Here is a 16,484-nt window from a genome sequence, read left to right on the forward strand (position 1 = left end):
TGCTTAACACATACTGATTTTTACTATGAAAATAGGTCTCGATATAATGGGTGGAGACTATGCTCCCAAAGCAAATGTTTTGGGAGCAATAGCTGCCCATGAATTACTGTCCCCGGATGAACAACTTGTTTTGATTGGTGACACAGCGCAGTTCAAGCCCCTAATCGTTGAAGCCGGCTTCGATCCGGATAAGTTCGAATATGTTCATACCGACGAAGTGATTGGTATGGGCGAACACCCCACTAAGGCTATATTTCAAAAGCCTAATTCTAGTATAGCTGTCGGCTATAATCTCTTAAAAGAAGGTAAACTCGATTCATTTGCAAGTGCAGGTAACTCTGGCGCTATGCTTGTCGGTGCTGTTTTTAGTGTAAAAACGGTTCCTGGCATCATTCGGCCATGTTTGTGTACGCATGTTCCAAAACTTAGTGGTGGCGTGGGCGTAATGCTCGACGTAGGTGCTAATGCGGACTGCAAACCAGACACCTTGCTTCAATTTGGTGCTTTAGGAAGTCTGTATGCCGAACACGTGATGCAGATCAACAGTCCTAAAGTCGCTTTGATGAATATCGGCGAGGAAGATGAAAAAGGAAATATGTTAAGCCTGGCGACTTTCCCGTTAATGAAAGATACCTGTCTGTTCCAATTCGTTGGAAATGTTGAAGGACGCGATCTATTCAATGATAAAGCAGATGTTATTGTTTGCGATGGATTTACGGGGAATGTACTGTTAAAGCTTGCTGAGTCTTTTTATATCGTTACCTTGAAAAAAGGCATAAAGGACGAGTTTTTTGACCGCTTTAATTATGAAAACTACGGTGGCAGCCCTGTTTTGGGTGTTAATGCGCCTGTAATCATCGGCCATGGAATTTCCAGCCCTCTTGCTGTAAAAAACATGATCATGCAATCCAGAGATATGATTGCTACCGGCTTGGTAGAAAAAATACAAGCCGCGTTCAAATAAAAACATTAAAATGAGTAAAATTCACGCTGCCATTACCGCAGTACATGGTTATGTTCCTGATTATATTTTAACAAATAAGGAACTCGAATCCATCGTTGAAACAACTGACGAGTGGATCGTATCTAGAACGGGTATTAAAGAGCGAAGAATATTAAAAGGTGAAGGGCTAGGTGTTTCCGACATGGCGGTGCATGCCGTTAATGGCTTATTGGAAAAAAGAGGCATTTCTGCAGAGGAGATCGACCTGATCATCTTCTGCACCACCACACCAGATCTGCCCTTCCCTGCATCCGCAAATATATTAGGCGCAAAGATTGGCGCGAAGAACGCCTGGGGTTACGACCTTAATGCCGCTTGCTCCGGATTCATCTACGGACTTTCTACAGCTGCACAATTTATCGAAGCCGGAAAACATCAGAAAGTACTGGTTGTTGGTGGTGATAAGATGTCTTCTATCGTAAACTACAAGGACCGCACCACCTGCATCATCTTTGGTGATGGCTGTGGTGCCGTGTTGTTGGAACCGAACGAAGAAGGTAACGGCGTGATGGACTCCATCCTGAGAAGTGATGGCAATGGTATGCCTTACCTGCACCAAAAAGCAGGTGGTTCGGCAAGACCTGCATCGCATGAAACGGTAGATGCCAATGAACACGTGGTGTACCAGGAAGGTCAGGCGGTATTCAAATTTGCGGTGACCAATATGGCTAACGTTGCTGCAGAGATCATGGACAGAAATGGCCTGACCGCTGATGATGTAACCTGGCTGGTACCACATCAGGCAAATAAAAGAATCATCGATGCCACCTCCTCCCGCATGGGCGTAGGCAGTGAAAAAGTGATGGTAAACATTGACCGGTATGGCAATACCACCAATGGTACGATACCTTTGTGCCTATGGGAATGGGAAAGCCAGCTTAACAAAGGTGATACCCTGATCCTTGCTGCATTTGGCGGTGGTTTTACCTGGGGATCCGTTTACTTAAAGTGGGCATATTAATTTAATACCATAATTAATCTTAACTTAGTTTGTTCTAAGACATAATTTTTTCAAAAAAATAACATCTAGAAAATGGATATCAAACAAATTCAGGAACTCATTAAATTTGTTTCTCGTTCTGGCGTGAATGAAGTTGCTATTGAGCAGGAAAACTTCAAAATTACGATTAAAACCAATCAGACGCCGACGGTGATCAACACGACTGTTCCAGCTCCAGCGCCTGCAGCAGCAGTATTGCCAGCAGCACCTGCGCCAGCGCCACAGCCGGTTACAACTCCAGCAGAGTCTAAAGAAGCAGCAGATGCATCTAAATACATTACCATTAAGTCTCCGATGATTGGTACGTTCTACCGTTCTTCAAGCCCGGATAAACCATCTTTCGTTAATGTTGGTGATGAAGTGAGCAGCGGAAAAATCATCTGCATTATTGAAGCAATGAAGTTATTCAACGAGATTGAAAGTGAAGTGTCTGGTAGAATTGTTAAAGTATTGGTAGAGAATGCATCGCCAGTAGAATATGACCAACCGTTATTTTTAGTTGAACCCATGTAATTTTGCTTAACAGCAATCTTATCATCTTAACCATTCTATGTTTAAAAAAATACTAATTGCCAACAGGGGCGAAATCGCTTTGCGTATCATCCGTACCTGTAAAGAAATGGGCATTAAAACCGTTGCTGTTTATTCAACTGCGGACAGGGAAAGCTTACATGTCAGGTTCGCAGATGAAGCGGTGTGCATCGGTCCACCTCCAAGTAAAGACTCGTACTTAAGTATTCCTAATATCATTTCTGCAGCTGAACTAACCAATGCGGATGCAATCCACCCTGGTTATGGCTTCTTGTCGGAAAATGCGAAGTTCTCTTCTGTTTGCCGTGATTACGGGATTAAATTCATAGGTGCAACACCTGAGCAGATCAACTCCATGGGAGATAAATCTTCTGCCAAAGAAACCATGAAAAAAGCTGGTGTACCAACCATTCCAGGTTCTGAAGGACTTTTGGAAAGTGTTAAAGAAGGTATCGCTATTGCTAATGAAATGGGCTACCCGGTTATTCTTAAAGCAACTGCCGGTGGTGGTGGCCGTGGAATGCGTGTAGTATGGAAAGATGAAGAGTTTGAGAATGCCTGGGATAGCGCAAGACAAGAGTCTGGTGCAGCCTTCGGTAATGACGGCCTTTATCTGGAGAAATACATCGAAGATCCACGTCACATTGAGATCCAGGTGATTGGCGATCAATATGGAAAAGCTTGTCACCTTTCTGAGCGTGACTGCTCGATTCAACGTCGCCATCAAAAGCTTGTTGAAGAGGCACCATCTCCTTTCATGACGCCAGAGCTGCGCGAAAGAATGGGTGAAGCGGCCATCAAAGGTGCTGTAGCGGTAGGTTACGAAGGCGCAGGTACCATTGAGTTTCTGGTTGACAAACACCGTAACTTCTATTTTATGGAGATGAACACCAGGATCCAGGTAGAGCATCCGGTTACGGAAGAAGTTATCAACTACGATTTAATCAAAGAGCAAATCAAGGTTGCTGCTGGTGTTCCTATCAGTGGTAAAAACTATCATCCGGATATGCACGCGATCGAGTGCAGGATTAATGCGGAAGATCCATTCAATAACTTCAGACCTTCACCAGGTAAGATCACCAACTTCCACTCTCCGGGTGGGCATGGGGTACGTGTAGATACACATGTATATGCAGGTTACCAGATTCCACCGAACTACGATTCCATGATCGCTAAACTGATCTGTGTTGCACAAACCAGGGAAGAAGCCATCAGCACCATGGAGCGTGCATTAAGTGAATTTGTGATTGAAGGGGTTAAAACAACGATCCCTTTCCACCTGAAATTGATGAAAGATCCGAACTTCCGTGCAGGTAATTTTACCACCAAGTTCATGGAAACTTTTCAATTTTCTGAATAGACAAACTATTGACTATAATTAAACGTAAATACCATTCTAAATCTCGATTAGAATGGTATTTTTGTTTTTCAAGTTACCTACATGAGTGAAAATAAGACGCAAAAACTAATAGATTCTATAAAGGAGAAAGGCAAAACGCTGGAAGCAGAAATGTCTTTTTTTGACCACATTGATGTTTTGAGAAAACACCTGTTACGCGTCGTGGCAGTAGTTTTAGTACTTACAATTGGTGCGTTCTATTTTACAGACTTTATATTCAATGAGATCATCATGGGCCCGAAGAATCCAGATTTCTGGACCTACCGCATGATGTGTAAACTGGTGGAGAATTACCCTTCCATTTTTGGCCCTGAATTTTGTATCACGAAGATAGACGCCAAGATCATCAACACCCAAATGGCGGGTCAGTTTACCTTACAACTGAACTCCTGTGTGATGGTCGGCATTATTCTGGGTATTCCCTACCTGTTGTTTGAAATCTGGCTGTTTGTAAAACCTGCTTTGCATGAGCATGAACGTAGGTCAGCAAGTGGTTTTGTGATCTTCGCATCCAGCTTGTTCTTCCTGGGCATTATGTTCGGGTACTACCTGATCTGCCCCCTATCAATCAACTTCCTGACCAACTTCACCGTGAGTCCGGATATTGAAAACACATTCACCATAGATTCGTATTTGTCTTCGGTCATGACCCTGACCTTAGGTGCAGGTGTGATTTTCCAGTTACCTGTGATCATTTACATCCTCTCTAAACTGGGTGTGATGACACCTGCTTTCATGCGTGCAAGCAGAAGGTATGCAACGGTATTGATCCTGATCGTTGCCGCAGTGGTAACACCAACCGCAGATCCATATACCATGCTTATTGTTGCAGCGCCATTGTTCCTGCTTTATGAGCTAAGTATTTATATCTCCGCAGCGATTGAGAAGAAGAAGAACAAAGAAATCTTCGGAACGACAACTCCGAATGTCTAACAAATATTTTACGACCCAACTGTTATATTCTAATTAGATTTGAAAATGTCTTCGACAACAAAGATTGCCATTGGTGCGGATCACGCCGGATTTGAGTACAAGGAAATGCTTAAGGAAATGCTCACCAGCTTGGCCTACGAGGTTAAGGATTATGGCACCCATTCCGCAGCTTCAGTAGACTATCCCGACTTTGCACATCCAGTGGCAGAAGCCGTAGAAAGCCTTACTGCTGATTTCGGCATCCTGGTTTGTGGTAGCGCAAATGGTGTTGCAATTACCGCAAATAAACACCAGCAGATCCGTGCAGCCATTTGTTGGGAGAATGAAATTGCCGCATTGGCCAGGCAACACAACAATGCAAACGTGATTTGTATACCAGCAAGGTTTGTTTCGCCGGAATTGGCAAAAGACATGGTGAAGACCTTTTTAAACACCGCCTTTGAAGGTGGCAGACATGGGAACCGCGTTGATAAAATTGCTTGTTAAACTAAAATACCCGCAGCTGATCCCGGACTTTCAATAACCGGGAGAGCTTCATCAAAAGAACTACAAAAACAGATAAATGAAAAAACAGATTGTTTACACCAGCTTGGCTTTATTGCTTGGTTTCGGGGCTTGTGCTCAGGACAGAAACGCAATAAAATTCAGCCAAAGCATTTCAAAGGATAATGCATATAAGCATCTATCCGTATTGGCTTCAGACGAGTATGAAGGCCGGGAGACAGGTAAAAAGGGTGCCTGGATGGCAGCCGATTATATCCGCACACAGTTTAAGAGCTTAGGATTAACCGCGCCAGTAAATGGCAGCTATTTCCAGCCTGTTGGATTGGCAACATACAGCCTTTCGCAGACTGTGTTTACCATTAACGGTACGCCGATGGAATCTATGAAGGATTTCGTTATCCAGCCAAACTATGTAGGGCTTAAAGGTTTTACATTCAATGCTGCTGAAGTACTTTTTGCAGGTTACGGCCTGAACAAAGGCGAATACAATGACTATGCAGGACAAAATGTAAATGGCAAAGTGGTTATGATCTTCGCTTCTGGCGATCCGACCCAAAAAGATGCTGCTGCTCCGGCAGACCGTGCTGCAATGCGTAAAGCAATGGCAGAGCGTCAGGCTAAGTTGAGCTATTTAATGGATAACAATGCTGCAGGTATCATTCTGATCGATCCAGCTTTGGATAATATCAGCCCCGAAATGAAAGCAAGATATGAAGGTGCTGGTCAGATGGTGTTATTAAAAGCTGCAAACGTGGAACGCATGCAGAACCAGAAACTGCCTAATGTAGTTAGTGTAAATACTGCTACTGCAAACCAGATTCTTAAGGCTTCAGGCTTAACGGTAGATGCTTTGCAAAAGCAAATCACCGCTGCAGGAAAACCAGCGACTAAAGTAATCAAAGCTGATGTTTCTGCTAGTGCAATGAAAAAAGAGGAAAAACTGCGTGCAGATAACGTACTTGGTTTCCTTGAAGGTTCTGATCCTAAACTGAAGTCTGAGGTTCTTGTGATTTCTGCACATTATGACCACGAAGGTCTGACTACTTCTGGCGACGATAAAGTTTTCAATGGTGCGGATGATGATGGTTCTGGAACCACCGGCGTAATCATGATGGCAGAGGCTTTTGCAAAAGCTAAAAAGGCGGGTAAAGGTCCGAAAAGAAGTATCTTATTCTTAGCTGTTGTTGGTGAAGAAAAAGGTCTTTTGGGTTCAGACTGGTATTCTGAAAATCCTATTTTCCCATTGAAGAACACCATTGCGGATTTAAACATCGACATGATTGGTCGTACAGGTACAGAATATCAAACCAGACCAGATTCTACAAACTACATCTATGTGATTGGTTCTGATAAATTAAGTACTGAACTACGTCAGATCAGTGAGGCTGCTAATAAGACATACACCAAGCTGCACTTAGATTACAAATTTGACGATCCGAATGATACCGAGCGTATCTACTACCGTTCTGATCACTATAACTTCGCTAAACATGGTATTCCAATCATTTTCTACTTTAATGGTGTACATGAGGATTACCACAAGCCAAGTGATGAGGTAAGTAAAATTAACTTCCCGTTATTGGCGAAACGTGCGCAGTTGGCTTACTACACTGCATGGGAACTTGCAAACAGAGCAACAAGACCAGTGGTAGACAAAACTGATACTACACCTGCACGATAATTGCATTCTAAAACGTTATAGAAACCTGCCCCCTAAAGGCAGGTTTTTTTGTTATAGAGCAGGCAGGTTAATTAATGCCAAATCTCTTTATATATATTTATATTTGAACATGACGAAAAGTGCTGAAGCGTTTTTGGAGAAGTCGGACGAAAAGGTGTTTGACTTAGACCACAGAAAAACCATCAATCATAATATTGGCAAGTACAATGTTGCCGTAGAAAGAGGTTTATCAAAGTTTGAAAACCTGGAGCAGTCTAAGAAGAAAGCACATGTCATTAAGTGGCGTGTGATGGAGAATTTGGATAAGTTCCTGCCGGAATTTGAAACAAACTTCCAAAAGCGTGGTGGTAAGGTGATCTGGGCCAATGATGCAGCGGAAGCCCAGCGGGAGATCCTGAACATCATCAAAAAGGCTGGCGGTAAAACTGTGATCAAATCCAAATCCATGACCACGGAAGAGCTGCACCTGAACGACTTTCTGGAGAAGAATGATATTGAGTCACTGGAAAGTGATTTGGGGGAGTACATCGTACAATTGCTTGGGCAACCACCATATCACATCGTTACCCCCGCCATGCACTTGAGCAAGGAAGAAATTGCAAAACTCTTCCACGAGAAATTCGGCACTCCCATTGATGCCACACCGGCACAACTCACTCAAAAAGCCCGTGAGTTGCTACGCGAAAAATACCTTAAAGCAGACGTTGGTATCTCGGGAGCCAATTTTCTGGTTGCGGATACGGGAAGTATAGCGTTAACAGAAAATGAAGGCAATGCGAGGCTTTGTACGACCTTTCCTAAAATTCACATCGCTATAGCCGGAATAGAGAAGATCATTCCTTCTATGGCAGATCTGGACCTTTTCTGGCCATTGCTTGCCAGTCATGGTACCGGCCAAAACCTGACGGTGTACAACAGTCTGATCAGTGGCCCTCGTGAGGCGGATGAAACTGATGGCCCCGAGGAGATGTATGTAATTCTGCTGGATAACGGCAGGACCAATCTGCTGGCGCAAAAAGACCAGCGTCAGGGCTTGTACTGCATCCGTTGTGGCGCGTGTTTGAACGCCTGCCCCGTGTACAAGAACGTGGGTGGCCATACTTACGAGACAACTTACAGCGGACCAATTGGTTCTTTGATTACTCCGCATATGCAGGGCATGAAGGAGTTTAAACACCTGAGTTATGCCTCTACCCTCTGCGGTAAATGTTCGGAAGTTTGCCCGGTGAAAATCGACATCCACAAGATGTTACTGTTAAACCGCAGGGACGCTACTGCAGAACATGACAATAGCAAATCGGAAGACCTGGGTTGGAAAGCCTGGAAGACAGGCATGTCTAAAAGAAGTCGCATGGATATGGTTGGCGGAAAAATCAAGAACTTCTTTCTGAAAAACTTGTTCCGTAATATATGGGGTAAACACCGCGCCAGACCAGAGGTTGCACCGAAGTCTTTTGCAAAACTTTGGGACGAGCAGAACAAGGGTAAGGACTAAAATCTGCAAGTGGTTAAAGGTACCCTAGTAGTGTCTTACTAGGCAGAACAAGTTGTACACTTGAATGGCTGTTAGAGATAGCGGTACATGCTGGAATATAAAAACAAAAACTATCGATGAACTTCAAAACAAATCTTTACAGCTTAATTTGCTTAATGCTGCTACTGAGCAGCTGCCAGCAGAAGCCGAAGCACCCGCAAGCGGGATTGATTAACCAATCTTCTGCTACCGGGTTGGATGAACAAGGTGTAATTGCATTTGCTGAAGACATCGAACATGGTAAAAATAACCTGAAGAAGTTGTCCAGCCTGGTGTATAAACGCGGGCAGGAGAACTTCTTCGTAGAGCAGTACTTTAATGATCATGGTGATCAGGTGCTGATCGCACACGAACAAGCCTTACCTTCAATGGCGGAGTCGAGTAAAAGGTATTACTTCAAAAACGATAGTCTGATACTGGTTACGACAAGTGCACAGCACATAGAAGGTAACGAGAAGTCCTATGAAGAAAGTCGTACCTATCTACGTAACTACACGGTCTTCAAAAGGGAAAGTAAGGTAGCGAATAGTGCTGCTGAATTAAACACAGCTCCCTTTGAGCCTGTGGGCACCGGCCCGCTGGAAGATTATAAAGCCTCTGTTGAACGCTTATTTGATGCACTACAACGGAAGCACGAATTTGAGTTGGTGTTCGACAAGATTACCCGCTTTCCGGATGCAAGTTTTATATCTTTAAAGAGTGTAAATCCAAATGGCTACACGGCGCAAGTTGAGCTGCAAGATGCAGATGTCTTTGTAGACAGTCTGCTACGTGACCCTGGACATTTCCGAAATAACAGGATCAACTTCAACTGGAAAGTTGAAGATATGCAGGCCATCTATGTGCCTTCTGGAAGCACTTCGACTTCTGCGAGCGGATTGAACAGGTAAACATGCCCATTACTGAGCAGCACACAGCGGAAGCGCTTTCTTAGTCGCGGTCCTTTCTTAAACTTCCTGCCGTCTTTGATGCTAAATACCGTATCCTGTGGGATTTCTTCCAGGCGTACATACTTGTGCGGTTTATCGTAGGCACGTAGTGCCCTGGAAAGGTTCAGGTCTGTACAGCTGGACGCTGCAGGGTTTTGAAGGTAGTTTGTTATCGCATGTTCAATATCCTGGGGGAAAAGCTTCGACTCCAGAAAAGGACTCATCATCTTTTGATAATTCCTTTTCCATTCCAACCCATGTGGTTTCACTTTGTTCTTATGATCGTTCCAGGTAACCAGATGCGCAAATTCATGTACCGTGGTAACCAGAAAAGCATAAGCATTCAGGTTATTGTTCACCGAGATCTTATGCCCGGCTTCTTTGAACGGATGCCGGTAGTCACCGAGTTTGGTTGTACGTGTTTTAGAGATCTTGAACTCGCATTGAAAGTAATCGATCCACTTTGCAATAATCGGCGCAGCCGAAAGTGGCATGTAACGCGCTAATACCTCAACTTTGTCTGTCATTTGATTTACCTTGAATGTTCCTCCAGGTTTTATTTCAGCAGTTGGTAGGCAATTAGGCTGGCTACGTAGGCTAATGCCGTCATGTACACGATTTGAATGATCGGCCAGCGCCAGGTTTTCGTCTCTCTGAATACCACCGCCACGGTGCTCATACATTGCATGGCAAAGGCGTAGAACAACATCAGAGAGAAGCCTGTAGCGAAGGTAAATACTGGTAAGCCGGTATCCGGGTTGCGGGCAGCAAGCATCTTACTACGAATGGTTGAGCCCTCCTCACCGCCTTCTACACTGTAGATGGTGGCCATCGTACCGACAAAGGCTTCCCGCGCCGCAAAGGAGGTTACCAGCGCAATCCCGATCTTCCAGTCGAAGCCCAGTGGTTTGATCACCGGCTCCAGCACATGGCCTAAAATACCCGCGTAGGAGTTTTCCAGCTTTTCCGCGGAGCGGTCACGTTCCAGTGTGGCGATTTCAGTCTCTATCTCCTGTGCTTCTATCTGCTCGTACTTACGGTCAATTTCGGCGAAACGTGCAGGTGGACCATAGGTGGCAAGCACCCAAAGTACGATGGAAATCGCAATAATCACTTTACCTGCTTCAAACACGAAGGTCCTCGATTTCTCGTACATGGTAAAGATCACATTCTTCCACCTCGGCATCCGGTAAACCGGGAGCTCCATGATGAAGTAGGACTTCTCTTTAGCTTTGATGATAATCTTCATCACCCAGGCAACTAAAATAGCAGCAACAATACTAATCAGGTACATCCCCATCAGGGTAAGCCCCTGTAGATTGATGAATCCGAACAGCATCTTCTCCGGGATGATCAACGAGATCAGCAAGGTGTAAACGGGCAAACGCGCAGAACAGCTCACCAATGGAGAAACCATGATGGTGATGATCCTGTCCTTCCAGTTCTCAATATTCCTGGCACTCATAATCGATGGTACCGCACAGGCCAAACTACCGATCATTGGCACCACGGATTTACCACTTAAACCGAACTTCCGCATGATCTTGTCCATCATGAAGGTCACCCGGGCCATATATCCCGTATCCTCCAAAATGGAGATAAAGGCAAAAAGAATGGCGATCTGTGGAATAAAGATCACAATACCACCCAATCCAGCCAGAATACCATCAAGGAATAGATCTGTTAGAAGGCCTTCCGGCAGGTGTTCATGTCCGTACTCGGTTAACCAGCCAAATCCACCTTCAATGAGGTCCATCGGGAAAGTTGACCAGGAGAATATGGCATTGAATATGAAAAATAGGATCAGGAAAAAGATGATAAAACCCCAGAATCTGTTGGTTAATACCGCATCAATCTTATCGCTGAAAGCGAATTTCCTTGTTGCACCGGTATCTACCACTACCCCGCTGAGTACACCACTTAAGTAGCGGTAGCGTGCAATGGTTTCAGCAGCTTGTAATTTACTCGCATCAAAGTCGTTGGTACGTTTAATTTCCTCCAAAGCCTCGTGCTCAATCTCCGTGTACATGGACAAATGTTCATGCTGGTGCAGCACCTGCAGGCACAGGTAGGTATTATCCGTACTTAGTAATTCCCGGGTATGTTGCAGTGCTTCAGGTGCCAAATGGTCCATGTCAGCACCAGGTAGTTGGGTTGCCATGCTGGTGTTAGCCATGGCGGCTTTCAGCTTGTCAATACCTTGGTTGCTTCTTGCGGAAATGGGTACCACCTGAACCCCCAAACGTTCCGATAGCTTGTCTACATTGATGTCTATGCCCTCCTTCTTGGCCATGTCGGTCATGTTCAAGGCAAGCAGCACAGGTAAACCAAGGTCAGCAACCTGGGTATACAGCAATAAATTACGTCTTAAGTTGGTTGCGTCTGCAATGACCACAACCATATCCGGATAACTCGGATTACGGCTGTCTGCGAGTACCTGAAAAGCAATACGCTCATCGCGGCTCTTTGGATACAGGCTATAGGTTCCTGGAAGATCAATAATTTCCGCCTGTTGGCCACCAGGTAACTTACAATATCCTAGTTTTTTATCTACAGTTATACCGGGAAAGTTTCCAATCTTCTGGTTTAAACCTGTAAGTATGTTGAATAACGTTGATTTTCCCGTATTAGGATTACCAACTAAGGCAATTTTAATAGTGGACGTCAAGATTCTATTCGATTATTATAACTGAAGCTTCAGTTTTGCGTAAACAAAGTTGATATCCTGCAACGCGAATGGCGATAGGATCTCCAAGAGGTGCGATGCGCTCAACTTCTACAACTTCTCCCGGAAGGCAGCCCATTTCAATCAATTTTACCGACATTTCTAGGTCTGTAAATTCTACTATTGTACCGCTTTGTCCTGGGTTTAGCTGTGATAGTTTCATATCGTGAATTAGTGGGCAATTTAGCCTTTATCTATAATAATTCCAAATAAAGCCAGTGTAATCAGCCATCTACCATGAATATTACAATAGTGGTATAAATGCAAAAAGCCACATGAAGTGGCTTTTTAAACAAGATATTAGGCTAGCGGATTACATGCGCATCCTGCCACCGCCGCCTGGGCCACCTGGACCTCGTCTGCCCGGACCATCCATTGGCGGCATGTCTTTACCCCCCATTCTATTTAGCGAGTAAGTAAAGGAAAGCATGTAGTATCTTTTAAGTACGTTAAAATTCAAATCAGTGATCGTGTTGTCGCTGCTCGTTCTCAGTATCCCTTTGTTCTGGTTCAAGGCATCATTAACCGCAAGCTTGAACGTTCCTCTATTCTTGAAGAACTGCTTACTTATGTAACCGTTCAGCAGGGTGAACTTCGTATCAAACGCTTCTCCTCGACCAGTATTCTGGAAGTAGTCCACATCTGCCGCAAGGCGGATGTTACCTGGAAATACATAGCTGATATCCAAGGTTGGATTTAGCGTGTAGTAAGTTGTGTTTTGTTCAGGTTGTGCAGAGTATGTTGCTCGGTTCAGGGAACCATTGATTCCGGCAGTAAAGTCGAACTTGTCGAACGTTGCTACAAGCTTATAACCATTGGTTAGACTAACATCATTGGTGATGTTCTCCAGCCCGCGGGTAATGTTTACCCCTCTTGCATAAGCACCACCAAGATTAATGTTCAGGTTTAACTTGTTTCCCGGAATAATTGGGACGCCTAAGCTACCGAACAAGTTACCTTGATAAACACCATCAACGTTAACCGGACGAACGGCAATCTTACCAAAGTTCTCATCATTTTCATCGGTAATGATGGAGCTGTTGTTACCAAAGGCATTTACCGTCTGATTGATGTTCGCAAAGATGAACAATGAACGATAGTTCTTAAAGTCAAAGTTATTATAGAATATACTGAGGTTATTGGTAAAAGAAGGCTTCAGTTCGGGGTTACCAATTGCAATGGTCTGTGTATTAGAGTTATCCAACACTGGCTGAATCTGTGAAATTGAAGGCTGTTGAGTCCTACCGCGATAGTTAATTCTTAAGCGTTTGCTGTTGCTGAAAGTATAACGGAACTGCGCACTTGGCGTAAGATTATAGAAGTTCTGATTGATGATGTTTCCAGTGCTCAGGTTCTCATTCTTCCTATCGGTGTTTTGTACTGCTAACCCCGCGTTCCAGGTGTACTTCTTCGCTGTCTGGTTGAAGCTAAAGCCCAGCGCATTGGTGAAGGTTGTATTTTCATAGGCGTTGGTATAAGTTGGATCAAGCAGGTCATACCTGGAGGTTACCTCGTTGAAGTTGTAGGTAAACCGTTCCGAGTTGTCGTAGTTGTAACGGTTCTCATAGTTTACCTCCAGGCTCATCGTTTTAGATAAGGGCTCTGTATACACCAATCTGGAGGTATTTCCGAAAGACTTACCATTCTGATCATTGAACTGATTGGTAAATTCCTGGGAGGTACCGGTCTCATTGGTGGTATTGTTCTCTATGCTGTTGTAGTTTTCAGAGTCACTGTTATTTACACTGGTATTTACATTCAGAGAGAGTGTTCTTCCAGGGCGCATGAACTTTCTTCTCAATAGTAGGTTGTTGGAAAGTGACGGCGTTGTTCCCTTGTTCTCAAAGTTCTGTGTACCTACCGTGGTGTACTCATTATAGTTGTTGATGTAAGCATTACTACGAACCAGGTCTATGTTGGTGTAGCTTAGATTCGGTTGAATCCTTATGGAAGTTAAAGAATCAAGTTTTGTATCAAAAAGAAAATTCAAACGGTGATTTAGACGCTCCGTCGTACTGGTAAGATCTTCATCAAAAGTGGTTACCGTGTTTCCAAGTAAGTTCTGACGGAAGCTGTTTTGCTCATTAAAAAGGGAAGTATTGTTAAAGAAGTAACTACCATTAAACTGGGTTTTACCCTCGTTGTAAACATCCGCAAAGTTAAAACCCGCTGCATTGGTCGTGGTGATACCTTGCTGTGTACCGCCTCCGCCGCCCATCATGCCGCCGCGACCACCGCCTCCACCGAAACCGCCACCACCACCACCGAAGCTTTGCTTGTTGACGTTGTTAAACTGGGCTACAACAGACATCTGCTGATCACCATCAAACTTGTTCACATTGATGTTTGCGTCATAACGTTCATCCGTGCCATAGCCCACACTGGAGTTCCCGAAATAACCTTTCTTTTTATCTTTTCTGGTGGTGATGTTGATGATCTTCTCCCGGTTACCATCATCGATACCCGTAAACTGTGCCTGGTCAGATAGCTGATCAATGACCTGGATCTTATCAATCATGTCTGCGGGAAGGTTCTTGGTAGCCAATAGCGGATCATTTCCGAAGAACTCCTTGCCGTCTACCTTTACCCGGGTCACCCTTTCACCTTGCGCCTTCACAGAGCCATCCTTATCCACCTCCATTCCAGGTACCTTCTTCAGTACGTCTTCTACAACGGCATTCTCACGAACCTTAAATGAACCCGCATTAAACTCCAGGGTATCCTTTTTAACAATCACAGGCGGCGCATCCCCTTTAATTTCAACAGTATTGAGGTTTAAACCATCATCTCCCATGGAAAGCTCGCCCAGATTCACGTTAGCTGATGTTGTGGTGATGCTGAAATCTTTGTTTACATTTTGCAGCCCAAGGAAGGCTACATATAACCGGTATGCCCCTGGCGCCAATCCATTGATGGTAAATACACCTTGTGCATTGGTGGTCGTGGTGCCAACCACACTGGAATCCTGGAGACTTTTGACCGCAACGGTCGCATATTCTACCGCAGACTTGTCTTTAGCGTTGTTAACCTTTCCGGTCACAGAACCATTGCGGTCCTGGGCACGGGCACAAAAGCCAATAAGTAATAAGAGAAATAGTGTAAAGGGTTTCGTAAAAGTTTTCATGTATGACCTAATGTAAAAGTACCCCATTAGGACTGCACAAACCCTTTAAGGTTTACTATAGACGATTAAATTAATAAGTAACATTTAAAATACAATGTACTTAGCTGCGCAAACACTGTGAAGCGAATTTCACAGCACAGCAGTAAATAACTGCCACAGAAGCTGTTTAGCTATGGGCGCTATGTGCCTTGGTTTTGCTGCTGCTCACCTTAGGACAATCGCAGCCGGACTTAAAAATTCTGCAGGCCGTTAAACTGCTTAATAAGCAGCAGGCCAGGAAAATTTTGATACTATTTTTCATAATCCATTTTATGCAAAAGGACATAACTGAATACGCCCATCATCACGCCAATCATATCACAACCAAAATCCCACCATTCGGCAGAGCGATAAGTAAAGAAAGTGGCTTGTAAGAACTCGATTCCGGCACCTATACCTGCTGTGATCAGGATGATCTTGAAGATGGTTAAAGAGCGAAAGCGGTAATTATGCTGATAGTTTATCTTTCCATAAAACATCAGCACGGTAAGCACATAAAAAAAGCCGAGGTGTACAAGTTTATCGAAGCCCTCAAAGAACAGGCCGCTGCTTGATGCACCGTCAGTTCGCATGCAGCAGAAGATCAAAATAAGAACAGTCCAGGCAATTGCCCATGCCTGGTACTTTAATTCTTTTATCAGCTGCATTTATTAAGCGCCAACTAAAGCCTGATATGCTTCAGCATCTAATAAACCATCAAGTTCTGCAGGGTTTGAAATTGAAACCTTTACCATCCAGCCTTCGCCATAAGCGTCAGTGTTTACCAGCTCAGGATTGTCGTTTAACGCAGGATTGGTTTCCAAAATCGTTCCGGTAACCGGCATGAAAAGGTCAGAAACAGTTTTTACAGCCTCTACAGTACCGAAAACATCATCCTTAGTTACTTCATCACCAACGGTGTTGATGTCAACATAGACGATGTCGCCAAGCTCACGTTGTGCAAAATCCGTAATTCCAATAATAGCCTGTTCGCCATCAACCTTAACCCATTCATGGTCTTTTGTGTATTTCAACTCTGCTGGAAAATTCATATCGTGTTTTGTTTTTGTCAAAGGTAATTAATCTGGTCCTTTCTGCAAATG

General features: G+C 44.1%; 15 protein-coding genes. 9 read left to right on the plus strand and 6 right to left on the minus strand.

Features of this window, described 5'->3' with window-relative positions:
• Positions 1 to 25 precede the first annotated feature (25 nt).
• The 9 genes from plsX (at position 26) to AC5WJX_RS08705 (ending at position 9,475) form a co-directional block, all read left to right on the plus strand.
• Positions 26 to 964, plus strand: a complete 939-nt coding sequence (gene plsX / locus AC5WJX_RS08665) for a phosphate acyltransferase PlsX (RefSeq protein WP_494484197.1) — start codon at positions 26 to 28, stop codon at positions 962 to 964.
• Between the two features lie 10 nt (positions 965 to 974).
• Complete coding sequence (locus AC5WJX_RS08670; RefSeq protein WP_440431432.1) at positions 975 to 1,964, plus strand: beta-ketoacyl-ACP synthase III; 990 nt, start codon at positions 975 to 977, stop codon at positions 1,962 to 1,964.
• A 72-nt stretch (positions 1,965 to 2,036) separates the two neighbouring features.
• Entirely contained in the window at positions 2,037 to 2,516 is a 480-nt protein-coding gene (accB, locus tag AC5WJX_RS08675) for an acetyl-CoA carboxylase biotin carboxyl carrier protein (RefSeq protein ID WP_440431430.1), read from the plus strand.
• 37 nt (positions 2,517 to 2,553) lie between these two features.
• The gene (gene accC / locus AC5WJX_RS08680) at positions 2,554 to 3,894 is read left to right on the plus strand and encodes an acetyl-CoA carboxylase biotin carboxylase subunit (RefSeq protein WP_151154161.1); all 1,341 of its coding nucleotides are present in this window, start codon (positions 2,554 to 2,556) and stop codon (positions 3,892 to 3,894) included.
• Positions 3,895 to 3,975: 81 nt separating this feature from the next.
• Positions 3,976 to 4,866: a twin-arginine translocase subunit TatC gene (gene tatC / locus AC5WJX_RS08685; protein ID WP_440431428.1), complete on the plus strand. Its 891-nt coding sequence runs from the start codon at positions 3,976 to 3,978 to the stop codon at positions 4,864 to 4,866.
• Between the two features lie 45 nt (positions 4,867 to 4,911).
• Entirely contained in the window at positions 4,912 to 5,352 is a 441-nt protein-coding gene (rpiB, locus tag AC5WJX_RS08690; protein ID WP_494484198.1) for a ribose 5-phosphate isomerase B, read from the plus strand.
• Between the two features lie 76 nt (positions 5,353 to 5,428).
• A complete protein-coding gene (locus AC5WJX_RS08695) occupies positions 5,429 to 7,051 on the plus strand; it encodes a M20/M25/M40 family metallo-hydrolase (RefSeq protein WP_494484199.1) in 1,623 nt (540 codons plus the stop codon).
• 109 nt (positions 7,052 to 7,160) lie between these two features.
• Positions 7,161 to 8,546 (plus strand): LutB/LldF family L-lactate oxidation iron-sulfur protein, encoded by a 1,386-nt coding sequence (locus tag AC5WJX_RS08700; RefSeq protein ID WP_494484200.1) that lies wholly within the window; start codon positions 7,161 to 7,163, stop codon positions 8,544 to 8,546.
• Positions 8,547 to 8,701: 155 nt separating this feature from the next.
• Positions 8,702 to 9,475, plus strand: a complete 774-nt coding sequence (locus AC5WJX_RS08705) for a hypothetical protein (protein WP_494484201.1) — start codon at positions 8,702 to 8,704, stop codon at positions 9,473 to 9,475.
• On the opposite strand, the gene AC5WJX_RS08710 is transcribed toward AC5WJX_RS08705, so the two are convergent.
• The 6 genes from AC5WJX_RS08710 to gcvH all read right to left on the minus strand — a co-directional run bounded on the left by AC5WJX_RS08710 (position 9,424) and on the right by gcvH (position 16,433).
• A complete protein-coding gene (locus tag AC5WJX_RS08710; protein ID WP_494484202.1) occupies positions 9,424 to 10,041 on the minus strand; it encodes a SprT-like domain-containing protein in 618 nt (205 codons plus the stop codon). The genes AC5WJX_RS08705 and AC5WJX_RS08710 overlap by 52 nt on opposite strands.
• Before the next feature lie 29 nt (positions 10,042 to 10,070).
• A complete protein-coding gene (gene feoB, locus AC5WJX_RS08715) occupies positions 10,071 to 12,182 on the minus strand; it encodes a ferrous iron transport protein B (protein ID WP_494484203.1) in 2,112 nt (703 codons plus the stop codon).
• A 4-nt stretch (positions 12,183 to 12,186) separates the two neighbouring features.
• Positions 12,187 to 12,402, minus strand: a complete 216-nt coding sequence (locus tag AC5WJX_RS08720) for a FeoA family protein (RefSeq protein ID WP_151154154.1) — start codon at positions 12,400 to 12,402, stop codon at positions 12,187 to 12,189.
• A gap of 150 nt (positions 12,403 to 12,552) precedes the next feature.
• Positions 12,553 to 15,363 carry an outer membrane beta-barrel family protein gene (locus tag AC5WJX_RS08725; protein WP_494484204.1) on the minus strand — a complete coding sequence of 937 codons (2,811 nt, stop codon included), beginning with the start codon at positions 15,361 to 15,363 and terminating at the stop codon, positions 12,553 to 12,555.
• Positions 15,364 to 15,653: 290 nt separating this feature from the next.
• On the minus strand, positions 15,654 to 16,049 hold the full coding sequence (locus tag AC5WJX_RS08730; RefSeq protein WP_440431415.1) for a VanZ family protein: 396 nt from the start codon (positions 16,047 to 16,049) through the stop codon (positions 15,654 to 15,656).
• A 3-nt stretch (positions 16,050 to 16,052) separates the two neighbouring features.
• Positions 16,053 to 16,433: a glycine cleavage system protein GcvH gene (gene gcvH, locus AC5WJX_RS08735; protein WP_494484205.1), complete on the minus strand. Its 381-nt coding sequence runs from the start codon at positions 16,431 to 16,433 to the stop codon at positions 16,053 to 16,055.
• Between the last annotated feature and the right edge of the window lie 51 nt (positions 16,434 to 16,484).

The organism is Pedobacter sp. NEAU-ZC8 (genome assembly GCF_059278965.1).